The sequence below is a fragment of the Candidatus Methylomirabilota bacterium genome (genome assembly GCA_035709005.1).
Taxonomy (GTDB): domain Bacteria; phylum Methylomirabilota; class Methylomirabilia; order Rokubacteriales; family CSP1-6; genus 40CM-4-69-5.
Genome location: DASTFB010000041.1, coordinates 43,257 through 56,633, shown reverse-complemented (window position 1 = coordinate 56,633; position 13,377 = coordinate 43,257). Strand labels below are relative to the sequence as shown.

Below are 13,377 nucleotides of genomic sequence, written 5' to 3'. Positions count from 1 at the left end.
CGGCCCCGCCGTAGCAACTGCGGAGGTCAGCGCGACGCCCTCACCACGCGGCGGGCCGGCAGCCGTCGGCCCAGCGCGGCGGCCAGCGCCCAGGCGGCCGGCAGCGCGACGAGGGCCGGATAGTCGGCGACGACCGGCGCCCACGGTGCCAGGGCTCGCCCGCCGATCGCGAGGCTCGCGAAGACGAGCGCCCCCACGACGGCCGCGGCCCGGTGCACCGTCGCCCGCTCGGTGGCGAGTACCGGCGTCACCAGGGTCGCGGCGGCGAGTCCCCAGCCCCAGGTGAGCGCGCGCCAGGCGTCGAACGCCGGCAAGGCGAAGCCGGCCGCGAACAGGATCATCGCCGTCCAGACCAGGGGCAGCCGCGACCTGTTCCGACCGCGGGCCCGGTAGACCACGCGCCCGCCCAGCGCGCTCACGTTGGCAGCGAACAGCGCCGCCAGGGCTGCCAGGACGGCTACGACGGCGACCGCGGGCAGGAGCGCGCCGGGCAAGCCGGCGGGCAGGCCGGCGAGCGCGGCGACGGACGGTGCGCCCAGCCCCAGCTCGGGCGCGGCGTGGGCCGCGTACACGCCCCAACATGCCGCCAGCAGGGCCGACACCACCGGCAGCGCCAGCGCCGCCGCCCGCGCCCACCCCGACCCGCGCGTGCTCCGGCCGGCCCGTCGGCCCGCCGACAGCGCGGCGGTGCCGGCGGCCAGCGTGAGGGCGGCCGCGGCGACGTCGAACGTGACCGCGTGGTCACGGTCGATGGGATCGGCCCATGCGACCCCTGACACGGCGGCCCCCGGAATGCGCTTACCGGCCTCGAAGCGGACGCGAACGCCGGCGGCGAGCTCCAGGCGGTCGCCCGGCCGCAGCATGAGCGCATCGCCGGGCTTGAGCCGCCACTCTCGAACAGCCGGCACATCGCCGTCTCGCTCGACGACCCGGTAGACGGCCGGGCTCAACGCCGTCACCCGGTGCGCTTCGTCGAAATCGACGGCCGTGGCGACGCGCAGCACGAGGCCCTCGTTGGCCGCGGCCGCGTTCTCGCCGAAGAGCAGCGCCGGCCGCGACGCCACCGCCGCCCAGGCGTGCCAGGGGGCTACCCCCCTGGCTGACAGCAGCAGGACGGGGGCGGCGAGGATCACGAGGCCCGCGGCGAGCAACCCGGCCTGGAGGCGGCCCACACATCGCAGGCTGCCCACCAGGGCAACAGCCGCCGCCAGGCCGACGCCGTGCCAGCGCTCTCGACCCAAGGCCAGGGCCAGATCACCTGCGAGCGACAAGCCAGCCCAGACGAGAAGACCCGAGCTGGCCAGCCCGGCCACGGCGGCGAAGCCGTCACGTCGGCCCGGCAGCGGCCCGACCAGACTGCCCAGGAGCGGCGCCGTCGCGGCAGCGAGGATCAGGAGCGGGGCTTCCGGCGCTCCGGCGAAGACGCGAGCCACGAGCGTGGCCACCAGCACGGGACTCAGCGAGGCGGCGAGGCGCGCCGGCGGCGTCGGCAGCGTCACGAAGGCGACGAGCAGGCTCAGCAGCGGCGCCACCGCCGCGCAGTACCACCAGAGCAAGCTGACGCCGAAGAGCCGGGCGCTGCCGGGACCGACCGGCGTGGCCAGCGCAAGGCCACCGGCCAGGAGAAGGAGCACGGCCAGGATGCCGGCGTGTCGCCTGTCGGCCATGAATACCGGCGTGGATTATAAGACGGTATGCTGGGCAGGACCGAGGAGGATCGTGCATGGCCGACAAGATCGAGCGTGTGATGGTGATCACCGCCCACCCCGACGACGCCGAGTTCGGCGCCGGCGGCACCATCGCCAGGCTGGTGAAGCAGGGGCGTGAGGTGACCTACGTCATCGTCACCAATGGCGACAAGGGCAGCAGCGACCGGACCATGACCCCGGAGCGCCTGGCCCGCATCCGGGAGGCCGAGCAGCGCCAGGCCGCCCGCGTCCTGGGCGTCGAGCGCGTGGAGCTCCTGGGCTACGAGGACGGCGAGGTGGAGGACACGCGCCAGCTCCGCCTGGACGTGACCCGTCAGATCCGCAAGTGGCGGCCGGGTCTGGTGATCACCCAGAATCCGCACCGGACGATGAACCTCTACGCCTCGCACCGTGACCATCGCATTACCGCCGGGGTCGTCCTGGACTGCGTGTACCCGCTGGCTCGTGATCACATGTCCTTCCCCGAGCTCATGCCGGAATACGAGCCGCACAAGGTCCGCGAGGTCCACGTCATGCAGTGGGAGAACCCGCAGCTCGTCGTGGATATCTCCGAGACCATGGATCTAAAAATCAAGGCGCTGGCCTGCCACCAGAGCCAGCTGCCCGACTTCGGCTCCGTCGAGGCGCGAGTGCGCGAGCGTGGCGCGGAGCTGGGCAAGCCCCGCGGGTACGCCTACGCAGAGACGTTTGATCGCATCGTGATCCCTCGCTGAGGGCCACGCCCGGCTGCTGCCGGGGTACAATCGACACCGTGAGCCGTCCCCGGCGTATGCGTGTCCTGGGCGCTCTGATCCTCCTCCTTCCCGCCGTCCTGACGCAGGCCGCCGACGCGCCGTCGGCGCCGACGGCCGAGTGGCTGGGAGCGCAGGTCCACGCGCTGGCCGGACCCGAGATGCGGGGACGGCGCTCCGGGACCGAGGATGGTGAGCGGGCCGCCCGCTATCTGGCCGCCGCGCTGGCCGGTCTGGGGCTGCGGCCCGCCGGCGACGCCGGAACGTTTCTCCAGTCGTTCGTGCTGACGACGGGAACCGGGCTCGCTGGCCCGGGGACGAATCTGCTCCAGGCCGACGGCGGCCCGCCCTTCGTGGTCGGCCGCGACTGGGCGCCCCACGGCGGGGCGCCCGACACCGAGCTGACCGCGGAGGTCGTGTTCGCCGGTCACGGCGTGGTCGCTCCCGGACGCGACGATTACGGCGGTCTCGACGTCCGGGGTCGTCTCGTGGTCGTCCGGGGAGGCAGCCCCGACGGGCTGCCGTCGTCCCGGCTCGACAAGCTGCTCTCGGCGCGGGCCCGCGGGGCGGTGGGCGTTCTCGTCGTGGAAGAGCCGCTGCCCTCGCTGGCGGCGACGGGGACCCGGGTCGACATCCCGTCGGCGAGCGTGACGCCGGCCATGGCCGAGGCTCTACGGGCCCGTGACCCGGCGAGGCTACGGCTGGCGGTCTCGCTGATCCGCCGGGAGCAGCGCGCGGCGAACGTGATCGGCTTGCTGCCCGGTCGCCATCCCGAGCTCGCCGCCGAGGCGATCGTGATCGGCGCGCACTACGACCATCTGGGAGAGGTCGACGGGGCGGTCCACCCGGGAGCTGACGATAATGCCTCGGGCACGGCCCTCGTGCTGGGGTTGGCCCGCGCCTTCGCCGCCGCGGGCGGCGCGTCCCGGACCCTGGTGTTCGCCTTCTTCGGCGGCGAGGAGCTGGGATTGCTCGGGTCGCGACACTACGTCGGGCGGCCGACCGTGCCGCTGCCGCGCACGGCAGCCATGCTGAACTTCGACATGGTGGGACGGCTGCGCGATGACCGGCTGCACGTGGGCGGCGTCGACAGCGGCAGCACCCTGCGCGGGCTCGTGCAGGCCGCCCTGCGGGGGGAAGGACTGGAGGTGGTCGCCGAGGGCTCACCCTGGGCGCCCTCCGATCACCAGCGCTTCTACGCCGCCGGCGCGCCGGTGCTCTTCTTCTTCACGGGCCGCCACGCGGACTACCACCGTCCGACCGACACGCCGGATAAGATCGAGACGGCCGGTCTCGCCCGCATCGCGCGGGCGGCCTCGCGCCTGGTCTCCGAGCTGGCTGCGGGCCCGCGGCCCCGCTACGTGCAGCTCTCGGGGCCGGCCCGTTCCGGCGCCGGCGCCTCGGGCACCGCCTTCTTCGGCATCATGTTCGACGGCCGTGCGCAGGGCGACGGGGTCCCGGTGGGCGCCGTGGTGCCGGCCAGCGCGGCGGCCCGGGCCGGTCTCGCCGAAGGCGACGTGATCGTGCGCTTCGACGACGTCCCCATCGCCGGCTTCCCCGACTTCCAGCAGGCCGTGCGCCGCCGGCGTCCGGGCGACCGTTTCACCGTGGTGTACCTGAGGGATGGCCAGCCCCGGGTCGGCAGCGAGACCCTCGACGCCCGGCCATGAGCTCGGCCATGGCCAGACGGGATCCACAGGCGGCGCCGACGCTCACCGAGATGCTGGAGCGACGGGTAGCCCTGAGCGGCGACCGGCCGTACTTTCACCTGTACGGCGAGACGGTCACCTACGAGCAGCTCTGGGCGCAGAGCGCGCGCTACGCCGCGTCGCTGGCCCGGGCCGGCGTCGGCAAGGGCGAGACCGTGTGCCTGGTCTACCCGACGTGCGCGGAGTTCTTCTACACCTTCGTGGGGGCCCTGCGGCTGGGCGCCGTCCCCGTGCCGCTGTACCCCACGCTGGGCGTGGAATCGACGGCGGCGATCCTCCGCGATTCCGACACCGTGGCGGTGACCACGATCGGCTGGTTCCGCAAGTCGGTCGACGCCAGCGTGACCGGGGCTCCCGGCGTGCGCGCCGTGCTCGAGCCCGCCGAGCTCGAGAGCGAGCCGCCGCTGACGCGGTTCCCCGAGGCGGACGCCGAGGACGTGGCGTTTTTGCAATACACGTCGGGCAGCACCGGGCAGCCCCGCGGCGTGGTGCTGACTCACCGCAACGTGGTGAGCACCTGCCACTTCATGGCCGAGGCCGCCGGGCTCACCCCCGCGGACCGCGTCGTCTCGTGGCTGCCCCTCTACCACGACATGGGGCTGATCGGCTGCTCGTTCACGCCGCCGCTCACGGCCACCCCGCTCTGGCTCCTGCCCCCCGACCTGCGCAATCCCCGTCAGTGGCTGGAGCTGATCACCGAGGTCCGGGCCACGTTCACCGTCTCGCCCGACTTCGGCTACCGCAACTGCGTGAGGAACATCAAGGACAGGACGGGGCTCGACCTCGGCAGCCTGCGCGCGGCGCTCTCGGGCGCCGAGCCCGTGCGCGTCTCCACCATCCGGGCCTTCGAGCGCCACTTCGGTCTCGAGAACATCATCGCGCCCTGCTACGGGCTTGCCGAAGCCACACTGGCTGTCGCCATCTGGCCGTTCGGCGTGCCCATCAAGACGGACCCGAGCGGGCGCTTTGTGTCGGTGGGGCGGCCCTGTCGGGGCGTGGAGGTCGCCATCGTCCCTCCGCGTGATGAAGACACCGCGACGAGGGAGCTTCCCAGGGGGACCATCGGCGAGATCTGCGTGAAAGGCCCGGGGGTGATGCGCGGGTACTACAACAACCCCGAAGGCACGGCGCAGGTGCTCTCCCCCGGCGGGTGGCTGCGCAGCGGCGACCTGGGCTTCGTCGATCAGGAGGGCGACCTCTACATCACCGGGCGTCTGAAAGATGTGATCGTCCTGGGCGGCGAGAATGTCGTCCCCGGCGACATCGAGGAGATCGTGGATCACCTCACCGGCATCCGCTACTCGGCCGTGGTGGGGATCGACAGCGAGCGTACCGGAACCCAGCGCCTCTACGTGGTGGCCGAGGTCCGGGGCGAGACGTCGGAGGGCGAGGCGTTGCGCCAGCTCACCGGCGACATCGTGCGGAGCATCCACGAGGAACGCGGCCACCGTCCGGCCCGCGTGCTCCTGGTTCAGCCGGGCACCATCCCGAAGACCTCCAGCGGAAAGATCCAGCGCTCCCGCCTGGCCGAGATGATCGACACCGGCGAGCTGCGAAGCCGCGTGGTGCACCCCGTCGACTGACGCGGCGCCCCCTCCGACCTAGATCTTGGCGCCGGACTTCGCCCAGTCGTCCAGGAACTTCTTGAGGCCGACGTCGGTGAGCGGGTGCTTCACGAGCTGCTCGAGGACCGCAAAGGGCATCGTGGCCACGTGGGCGCCGGCCTTGGCGGCGTCGATGACGTGGAGCGGGTTCCGGATGGACGCGGCCAGGACCTGGGTGGTGAACCCACAGGTCCGGTAGATCTCACAGATATCGCGGACCAGGTCCATGCCGACGTGGCCGATGTCGTCGAGCCGGCCCAGGAACGGGCTGATGTAGAAGGCGCCGGCCTTGGCCGAGAGCAGGGCCTGGGCCGCCGAGAAGCAGAGCGTCTGGTTGACCCGGATGCCCTGGCCGCTCAGGCGCTTGACGGCCTTCAGCCCGTCCTTGGTCAGCGGACACTTCACGACGACGTTCGGCGCGATCTGGGCGAGCTCCTCGCCTTCCTTCACCATGCCCTCGACGTCGGTGGCCACCACTTCCAGGCTGACGTCGCCCGGGACGATCGAGCAGATCTCCTCGACGTGCGGGCGGAACGGCCGCTTCTCCTTGGCGACCAGCGTGGGATTGGTGGTGACGCCATCAACGACGCCGAGCGCCACGCCTTCCCGGATCTCGCCGATGTTCGCCGTGTCGAGAAAAATTTTCATGCTCTCCTCCTGCTGCGCTCGCCGTTCACAGCCAGCCTAGTCCCCGGCGTCGGGCGAAGTCAAGGCGGCGTATCGCGCCGTCTAGGATGCTACCGAACGGGAATCGTCGCGCCATTCGCGATGTTACTTTCCGTGGTCTATGGAGACAGCCATCGTGAGTGTGCGCGCCAAGCGGGAGTACGTGCAGGTGATCTATCAGCGCTATCGGGCGGCGAGGCGGCCGGAGAAGCAACGGATCCTGGACGAGTTCTGCCAGGTCACCGGCTATCACCGCAAGCATGCCATCCGCGTGCTCCGCGGCCGGGCGCCGGGGGCGGCCCCGGCCCCGCGCCACCGCCCGGCGCTCTACGGACCTGCGGTGATCGAGGCGTTGCGGGCGATCTGGGCCGCGGCCGGCTACCCCTGGTCGGTGCGGCTCAAGGCCCTGCTGCCGCTGTGGCTGCCCTGGGCGCGGCGCCGGCTGCGGCTGCGGCCGGCGGTGGAGCAGCACCTGCTGGCCATCAGCCCGCGGCAGATGGATCGCCGGCTGGCCCCCCACCGCCGCCAGCTCACCAAGCGGCTCTATGGCCGCACGAAGCCCGGCACCCTCCTCAAGCACCATATCCCGCTGAGGACGGATCGCTGGGATGTCGCCGTGCCCGGCTTCACCGAAATCGACCTCGTCGCCCACTGTGGCCCCTCGGGTGACGGCGAGTTCGCGCATTCCCTCAATCTGACCGACATCCACACGACCTGGGTCGAGACCGCCGCCGTCCTCGGCCGGAGCCAGGCTGGCGTGCAGGCAGCGCTCGACGAGCTCCGCCAGGCGCTGCCCTTCCGGCTCCGCGGCATCGACTCGGACAACGGCTCAGAGTTCATCAACCAGCATCTCTGGGAGTACTGCCAGCGGCAGGAGATCCAGTTCACGCGGGGTCGCCCGTACAAGAAAGACGACAACGCCCACATCGAGCAGAAGAACTGGACCCACGTGCGCAAGCTCCTCGGCTACGTTCGCTACGATAGCCCGACCGCGGTTGCGGCCATCCACGACCTCTACCGACACGACCTGCGGCTCCTGCAGAACCTCTTCCTGCCCTCGGTCAAGCTGCTGCGCAAGACCCGCGTCGGCGCCCGGGTCCGCCGCCACTACGACGCCCCGCAGACCCCGCTCGAACGCGTGCGTGCCTGCCCCCAGGCCGACCCCCGCCGTGTGGCCGAACTGCTCGCGCTTCGGGCCCGCCTGGACCCCTTCACCCTGGCCCAGACGATCGACCGGAAACTCGCGGCGATCTTTGCGCTCGCCACCGGGCGCCGCCCCTCGCCGCTGCCTGCCAGCCCCGCGAGCCCGGTTGCCGTTCCCCTCAAGCGCCCCCGCGTGGGCCGGCGCTTCGAGATCCACCGGCGCCCGGCCACCGGCTCGCGCCCATCCTTCACCCCGGTCACATCCCCAGTGGCGCGATGATCCCGGCGTCGGTCACATTCTCAGATGGCTTGACAGGGGCGACGGCTCACACCGCCGCGCGGTATTCGGCCAGGGCAGCCTTCAGCGCGGCGTGGTCGGGGACGGCGTCCCAGCCTGTCGCTTGCAGCGACAGCGACGCGGCGCACGCGGCGGCGGCGGCGGCGTCCCAGGGGTCGCCGTCGAGGTGGTAGCGCAGCAGGAACGTGGCGGCGAACACGTCGCCGGCTCCGGTGACATCGACCACACGCGCCGGGCGCGGCCGGACCTCGTAGCGCTCGCCGTTGACATAGAGCAGCGCGCCGGCGCTGCCCGCGGTGAGCACGGCGATCGGCAGGCGCTGGAGCCATTCGAGCATGGCCGGCTCCTGGCCACGGACGTCTTCGGCGCTCAGGAACAGCGCCTGCAACCGCTCCAGCAGCCCGCGCGGCGGCGCCCACGGCCGGGGGCCGATGGCCCCGTCGGGCCCCGCCGCGCGCAGCCAGCCCTGGCCCTCGGCGGCGAGAGTAGCGTCGGGAAACGCCTCGACGAGCTGCGGGTCGACCTCGCCGGCCACCGGCGCCAGCATCACCAGCCCGGCGTCGCCCCAGTCCTCGGGGACGTCGGCGGCGGCCTGTGGGGCCCCCGCCGACAGTAACCGCAGCGCCCGGCGGCCCGCGTGCTGGCGGTGCTCGAAGACGGTGGTGGCCGGCGCGTCCAGGGACACGACCTCGATCTGCGGCGGGAGCAGGTCCAGCGGGAAATCAGCGGCGTGGCTGGTGAGCACGCCTGCCGACAGGCCAAGCCGCTGCGCCGTGACGGCGGCAAACAGCGCGGCGCCGCCGGGCCGGGTGACGTCACCGAAGCGATCGAGGGTGACGTGCCCGACGGCGACGAAATCGGGAGCGCTCACCGCTCGACGGCGCCGCTACCGCCAGGTGCGCTCGTCACTGATCTTCTTCGCGCCGTCGGGGATGGTGCCGGGCGGGACGATCTCGACGGTGCCCCGCAGCTTCATCACGTCGCGGATGGCCTCGACCAGCGGGGCCGTGACCGCCGCTGGCGCCGCCTGGGGCGTGAGCTCGACGCGGAAGGTCAAGACGTCTTCGTGGCCCACCCGGGTGACGACGACCTGGTAACGAGCCAGGCCGGCCACTCGCGCCGCGACCTCGTCGGCCTGGCGGGGGTGAACGAACATCCCGCGGACCTTCGTCACCTCGTCGGCGCGGCCCCGCCAGCCCAGCATCCGATCGGAGGTGCGACCGCATGGGCACGGGGCGTCGTCGATCATGGTCAGATCGCCGGTGGCGAAGCGGATCATCGGATAGGTCGGGTTGTCGACGGTCGCGACGATCTCGCCGATCCGTCCCGGCGGCAGCGGCTCTCCGCTCTGCGGATCGCAGACCTGGACGATGGCGTCCTCCACCAAATGCATGCCGGACTTCTCCGGGCACTCGTAGGCGATGAGGCCGAGATCGGCCGTGCCGAACCCCTGACGAGTCAGGATGCCGTACTCCGCCTCGAGCTCGGCGCGCAGCGTCTCGGGAAGCGGCTCCGCCCCAACCTGCGCCACCTGCAGTGACAGCTTGGCGCCGCCCATCTCCCGGGCGCGCTTGAGGATCGTCATCAGGAAGCTCGGAGTGCCCACGTAGCCGGTGGCGCCCAGGGCCCTGGCCACCATCACCTGCGTGTCGGTGTTGCCCACCCCGGTCGGCACGACGGTGCAGCCGATGAGCATCAGAGCTTCGTCGATCTCGTGGGCGGCCGGCACCAGATGATAGAGATACGTATCGAGCACGACGTCGCCGGGGCGGAAACCGCCGGCGTAGAGGCAGGTCTCGGCGTGCCACGCGCTGACCGCCGACCCCATGGGCTCCAGGATGGGCCCCGGCGAGACGAAGATGCGACGGAGGCTGGCCGGGGGCACCGCGCAGAAGCCGCCGAAAGGCGGGTCGGCCTTCTGCAGCTCGGGCATCTCGCTCTTCTTGAGCACGGGCAGCCGGGCCAGCTTCTCGATCCCGCGGATGTCCTGGGGACGGAGGCCGGCCCGCTCCAACCGGCGCCGCACGCCGGGCGCCGCGGCCCAGGCGTGCTCGAGCAGCCGGCTCAGCCAGCCCGCCTGGTAGCGCTCGCGCGCCGCGGCCTTCATCGTCTCCTTCTCGCGATTCCAATACCCCGTGCGGCGGTCGACCGTCGTCACTCATCTCCTCCACGCCGAAGAATTGGCGCCGTTCGAGCGCGGGCGGAGCCCGCGCAACCCTCCTGGGGGGAGGCAGGCGCACGCGGGCCGTCAGGCCCGCAGCGCCGTCGGAAGGGGGGCGAAGCCCCCCTCCGAGTCACGACAACCAGCGCTTGCGGCGCTTGTAGTGTTTGACGTCGCGGTAGGATCGTCGGGTCCCCAGCTCGGTGAGCCCCAGGTAGAACTCGCGGACGTCCGCGTTCTCCCGCAGCGCTGCCGCCGAGTCCTCCAGCACGATGCGGCCATTTTCCATGACGTAGCCGCGCTCGGCGATGGTCAGCGCCAGCGTGGCGTTCTGCTCGACGAGAAGCACGGTGAGCCCGCGTTCCCGGTTCAGCCGCTGAACGATGTGGAAGATCTCCTCCACCAGCATCGGGGCCAGACCCAGCGACGGCTCGTCGAGCAGCATCAGGCGCGGCTCCGACATGAGGGCGCGCCCGATCACGAGCATCTGCTGCTCTCCGCCCGACAGGTAGCCCGAGGGCACCCGGCGCCGCTCGCGTAGCCGGGGAAAGTACCCGTACACCGCCTCCAGCGTCCGCCGCACCTCGCGCAGCTCGCGGCGAACGTGGGCGCCGGCGATCAGGTTCTCCTCGGTGGTGAGGTGCTCGAACACGCGCCGCCCCTCGAAGACCTGCGCGATGCCGCGCTTGACGATCTCGTGCGCGGGCAGCCGGTCGACCCGGTGGCCGTCGAACTCGATCGACCCCTTGGTGACCTCGCCGCGCTCGGGGTGCAGCAAGCCCGAGATCGCTTTGAGCGTCGTGGTCTTGCCGGCCCCGTTGGCCCCCAACAACGTCGTGATCCCCCCGGAGGCAACGGCCAGCGATACCCCTTTGAGGACGAGGATCACGCCGTCATAGATGACCTCGACGTTGTTCAGCAACAGCATCGGCGCAGGAGCGCCGGGCGGTCCCTCCACCCGGCGCTCCTCCGTCGACAGGCCTTCCGCCACCACCGTCACTTCTTTCCGGCTTCTTGGATGTGTTTGGCCACGACGTCCTGGTAGGCCTTGAACCAGTCGGTCGTCTTCACGAACTTGCCGCCTTTGACTTGCCAGATCTGGACCCAGCCCCCGCCCTCGTGGTCGGTGGGCGTGATCTCCAGGGGCGGCAGCAGCCCACCCAGGGTCACTCCCTTGATTCGCTCGAATCCCTTCTTGACGTCGTCGCCCGTGATCTTGCCATCCGGCTTGGCCTTGAGCGCGTTCCGAACGGCCTCCACGGCCACCGCCGCCCACAGGATGCCCCGGTTGTAGTAGACGGTCGAGGCCATCACCTCGGGCGGCTCCTTGCCCTCCTTCTTGTAGAGCTCGCGGATCTCCTTGATGACCTGGAAGTCCTGGCCCACGCCCGCGTACTGCATGGTGTTGTAGCCTTCGGCGACACCGAAGCCGCCGGCGGCTTCCACGTCGGCTTCGGCCGAGCCCCACACGAAGGAGACGACCTTGCGGAGCGGGTAGCCCACCCGCTTGAGCTCCTTGATGGAGACCGACGGGGAGCGGCCGAACAGATGGGCGATCACGAAGTCGGCCCGGTACCGTTGGGCGATATCGAGCGCCTGGGCCCCCATCTCCACACCGGGGGGCGGCACCGCGAAGGTCCGGAGCTGAAAGCCCTCCTGCTTGGCCAGATCTTCCAGGACCGGGATCGGTTCGCGCCCGGCCGGGTTGTCGTAGAAGAGGTACGCGATCTTCTTGCCCTTCAGGCCCTTGAGCTGGTCCTTGGCGAATTTTACGGCGGCGGCGCCCTGCGACCAGTACGACGCGGCGATGGGGAAGATATAGGGATAGCGGGTCCCGTCGGTGGCGTCGGCCCGCCCGAACCCCGGTGAGGTGCCCGGGATCTTGTCCTCGGTGAGCTTCTGGGTCAGGGCATAGGTGTGAGGCGTGCCGTAGAGGCTGATGACCACCGCGCCTTCCTGCTTGTGGCGCCCGTAGGCTGCCACCCCCTGGGGCACCTTGTATTCGTGGTCGATCTCCAGGGCGCGGATCTTGTGGCCGTTCACACCGCCCTTGGCGTTGATCAGCTTGACGTAGTCGTGATACCCGGGGCACAGGTTCACGCCCACCGTTTGCGTGGCGCCGGTACGGTCACACTGCAACCCGAGGACGATCTCGTGGCTGGCCCCGGCCGGGCCCACCCCGACCAGCGCGACCCCGACCAGCCCTGTGAGCACTATCGCCAGCATTCTCATGAGGCCTCTCCTTTCGTGTGGCCCGTCAGTACGCGAACGGCCAGAACCGGAAGTAGTTGCGGATGTTCCGCCACAAACGGTTCAGGCCCTCCGGCTCCACGACGAGAAAGATGATGATGAGGCTGCCAAAGAGGATCAACCGCAGATTCGGAATGGTGTTCCGCACCGCGGCCTGGGACATGAAGAGGCCGCCGAAGGCCTCCATGGCGTAGGGGATCAGGATGGGTAACAGCGTTACGAAGATCGCCCCGAAGATCGAGCCCAGCACCGACCCGAGGCCGCCGATGATGATCATAGCCAGGTAGTCGATCGACGTCACGATCTGAAACTGCTCGTAGTTGGCGATGCCCAGGTAGTACGTGTAGAGCACCCCGGTCACCCCCGCGTAGAAGGAGGAGACGGCGAAAGCCACCAGCTTGTAGCGGAAGATGTTGACGCCGGTCAGCTCGGCGGCGATGTCGTGGTCCCGGATGGCGATGAAGGCCCGCCCGACCCGGCTGCGCATGAGGTTGAGGGTGGCGACGATGGCGATCACGACGAAGGTCATGAGGAGAAAATACATCTCGAGCTGGGACGCGATCACGAACGACCCGAGCGTCGGGCGGGGCACCTCGATCGACGCCTGGACGCCGCCGCTGATGAAGGTGACGTGGTTGATCGTCCACTCGATGATGAGCTGCCCGGCGAGCGTGGCGATGGCCAGGTACAGGCCCTTGATTCGCAGCGACGGGATGCCGACGACGGCGCCCACCAGCGCCGCCATCAAGCCGCCGAGGGGCAGCGCCAGCCAGAAGGGAAAGTCCAGGCGGACGGCGAAGTTGGCCGCCGTGTAGGCGCCGACCGACATGAAGGCCCCGTGGCCGATGGAGATCTGTCCCGTCCAGCCGACCAGGATGTTGAGCCCCAGGGCCCCCACCACGGCGATGGCGATCAGGTTCACGATCGAGAGGTAATACTCGTGCAGGGCGAACGGCAGCACCAGCCCGAAGAGCACGGCCAGGCCGGCCACCGTCCAGCGCGCGATGGGCAACGGATAGAGGGCCATGTCGGCCGCGTACGTCGTCTTGAGGACGCCGCACTCCCGATGGATCATTTGAACAGGGCGCGGGCACCCGGGCTTCGCC

General features: G+C 70.8%; 11 protein-coding genes. 4 read left to right on the top strand and 7 right to left on the bottom strand.

The genetic code is table 11. The annotated features are described in order from the left end of the window. Positions 1-26: 26 nt before the first annotated feature. Positions 27-1,667 (bottom strand): hypothetical protein, encoded by a 1,641-nt coding sequence (locus VFR64_06415; protein HET9489369.1) that lies wholly within the window; start codon positions 1,665-1,667, stop codon positions 27-29. Between the two features lie 56 nt (positions 1,668-1,723). Here VFR64_06415 and VFR64_06410 point away from each other — a divergent pair, with 56 nt between their 5' ends. From VFR64_06410 to VFR64_06400, 3 genes are read left to right on the top strand one after another with little or no spacing between them, the layout of a single operon-like run. Beyond that, positions 1,724-2,422 carry a PIG-L deacetylase family protein gene (locus VFR64_06410; GenBank protein ID HET9489368.1) on the top strand — a complete coding sequence of 233 codons (699 nt, stop codon included), beginning with the start codon at positions 1,724-1,726 and terminating at the stop codon, positions 2,420-2,422. A 38-nt stretch (positions 2,423-2,460) separates the two neighbouring features. Then, a complete protein-coding gene (locus tag VFR64_06405) occupies positions 2,461-4,110 on the top strand; it encodes a M28 family peptidase (GenBank protein ID HET9489367.1) in 1,650 nt (549 codons plus the stop codon). 8 nt (positions 4,111-4,118) lie between these two features. After that, positions 4,119-5,732 carry an AMP-binding protein gene (locus VFR64_06400; protein ID HET9489366.1) on the top strand — a complete coding sequence of 538 codons (1,614 nt, stop codon included), beginning with the start codon at positions 4,119-4,121 and terminating at the stop codon, positions 5,730-5,732. A gap of 18 nt (positions 5,733-5,750) precedes the next feature. Here VFR64_06400 and fsa read toward each other — a convergent pair whose 3' ends face one another. Beyond that, positions 5,751-6,401: a fructose-6-phosphate aldolase gene (fsa, locus tag VFR64_06395; GenBank protein ID HET9489365.1), complete on the bottom strand. Its 651-nt coding sequence runs from the start codon at positions 6,399-6,401 to the stop codon at positions 5,751-5,753. A 154-nt stretch (positions 6,402-6,555) separates the two neighbouring features. On the opposite strand from fsa, the gene VFR64_06390 reads away from it, so the two are divergent. Further along, positions 6,556-7,842 (top strand): transposase family protein, encoded by a 1,287-nt coding sequence (locus VFR64_06390; GenBank protein HET9489364.1) that lies wholly within the window; start codon positions 6,556-6,558, stop codon positions 7,840-7,842. Between the two features lie 46 nt (positions 7,843-7,888). On the opposite strand, the gene VFR64_06385 is transcribed toward VFR64_06390, so the two are convergent. The 5 genes from VFR64_06385 to VFR64_06365 all read right to left on the bottom strand — a co-directional run bounded on the left by VFR64_06385 (position 7,889) and on the right by VFR64_06365 (position 13,346). Continuing rightward, a complete protein-coding gene (locus VFR64_06385) occupies positions 7,889-8,731 on the bottom strand; it encodes a PfkB family carbohydrate kinase (GenBank protein ID HET9489363.1) in 843 nt (280 codons plus the stop codon). 15 nt (positions 8,732-8,746) lie between these two features. After that, complete coding sequence (locus tag VFR64_06380) at positions 8,747-10,018, bottom strand: AMP-binding protein (GenBank protein HET9489362.1); 1,272 nt, start codon at positions 10,016-10,018, stop codon at positions 8,747-8,749. Positions 10,019-10,154: 136 nt separating this feature from the next. Continuing rightward, complete coding sequence (locus VFR64_06375) at positions 10,155-10,949, bottom strand: ABC transporter ATP-binding protein (protein HET9489361.1); 795 nt, start codon at positions 10,947-10,949, stop codon at positions 10,155-10,157. A gap of 68 nt (positions 10,950-11,017) precedes the next feature. Next, a complete protein-coding gene (locus VFR64_06370) occupies positions 11,018-12,253 on the bottom strand; it encodes an ABC transporter substrate-binding protein (GenBank protein HET9489360.1) in 1,236 nt (411 codons plus the stop codon). Positions 12,254-12,278: 25 nt separating this feature from the next. Next, on the bottom strand, positions 12,279-13,346 hold the full coding sequence (locus VFR64_06365) for a branched-chain amino acid ABC transporter permease (GenBank protein ID HET9489359.1): 1,068 nt from the start codon (positions 13,344-13,346) through the stop codon (positions 12,279-12,281). Positions 13,347-13,377 lie beyond the last annotated feature (31 nt).

Excerpts from the sequence above, each read along its gene's own strand:
- VFR64_06365 (HET9489359.1), bottom strand. The coding sequence starts at position 13,346 with ATGATCCATCGGGAGTGCGGCGTCCTCAAGACGACGTACGCGGCCGAC.
- VFR64_06370 (HET9489360.1), bottom strand. The coding sequence starts at position 12,253 with ATGAGAATGCTGGCGATAGTGCTCACAGGGCTGGTCGGGGTCGCGCTG.
- VFR64_06375 (HET9489361.1), bottom strand. The coding sequence starts at position 10,949 with ATGCTGTTGCTGAACAACGTCGAGGTCATCTATGACGGCGTGATCCTC.
- VFR64_06410 (HET9489368.1), top strand. The coding sequence starts at position 1,724 with ATGGCCGACAAGATCGAGCGTGTGATGGTGATCACCGCCCACCCCGAC.
- fsa (HET9489365.1), bottom strand. The coding sequence starts at position 6,401 with ATGAAAATTTTTCTCGACACGGCGAACATCGGCGAGATCCGGGAAGGC.
- VFR64_06400 (HET9489366.1), top strand. The coding sequence starts at position 4,119 with ATGGCCAGACGGGATCCACAGGCGGCGCCGACGCTCACCGAGATGCTG.
- VFR64_06415 (HET9489369.1), bottom strand. The coding sequence starts at position 1,667 with ATGGCCGACAGGCGACACGCCGGCATCCTGGCCGTGCTCCTTCTCCTG.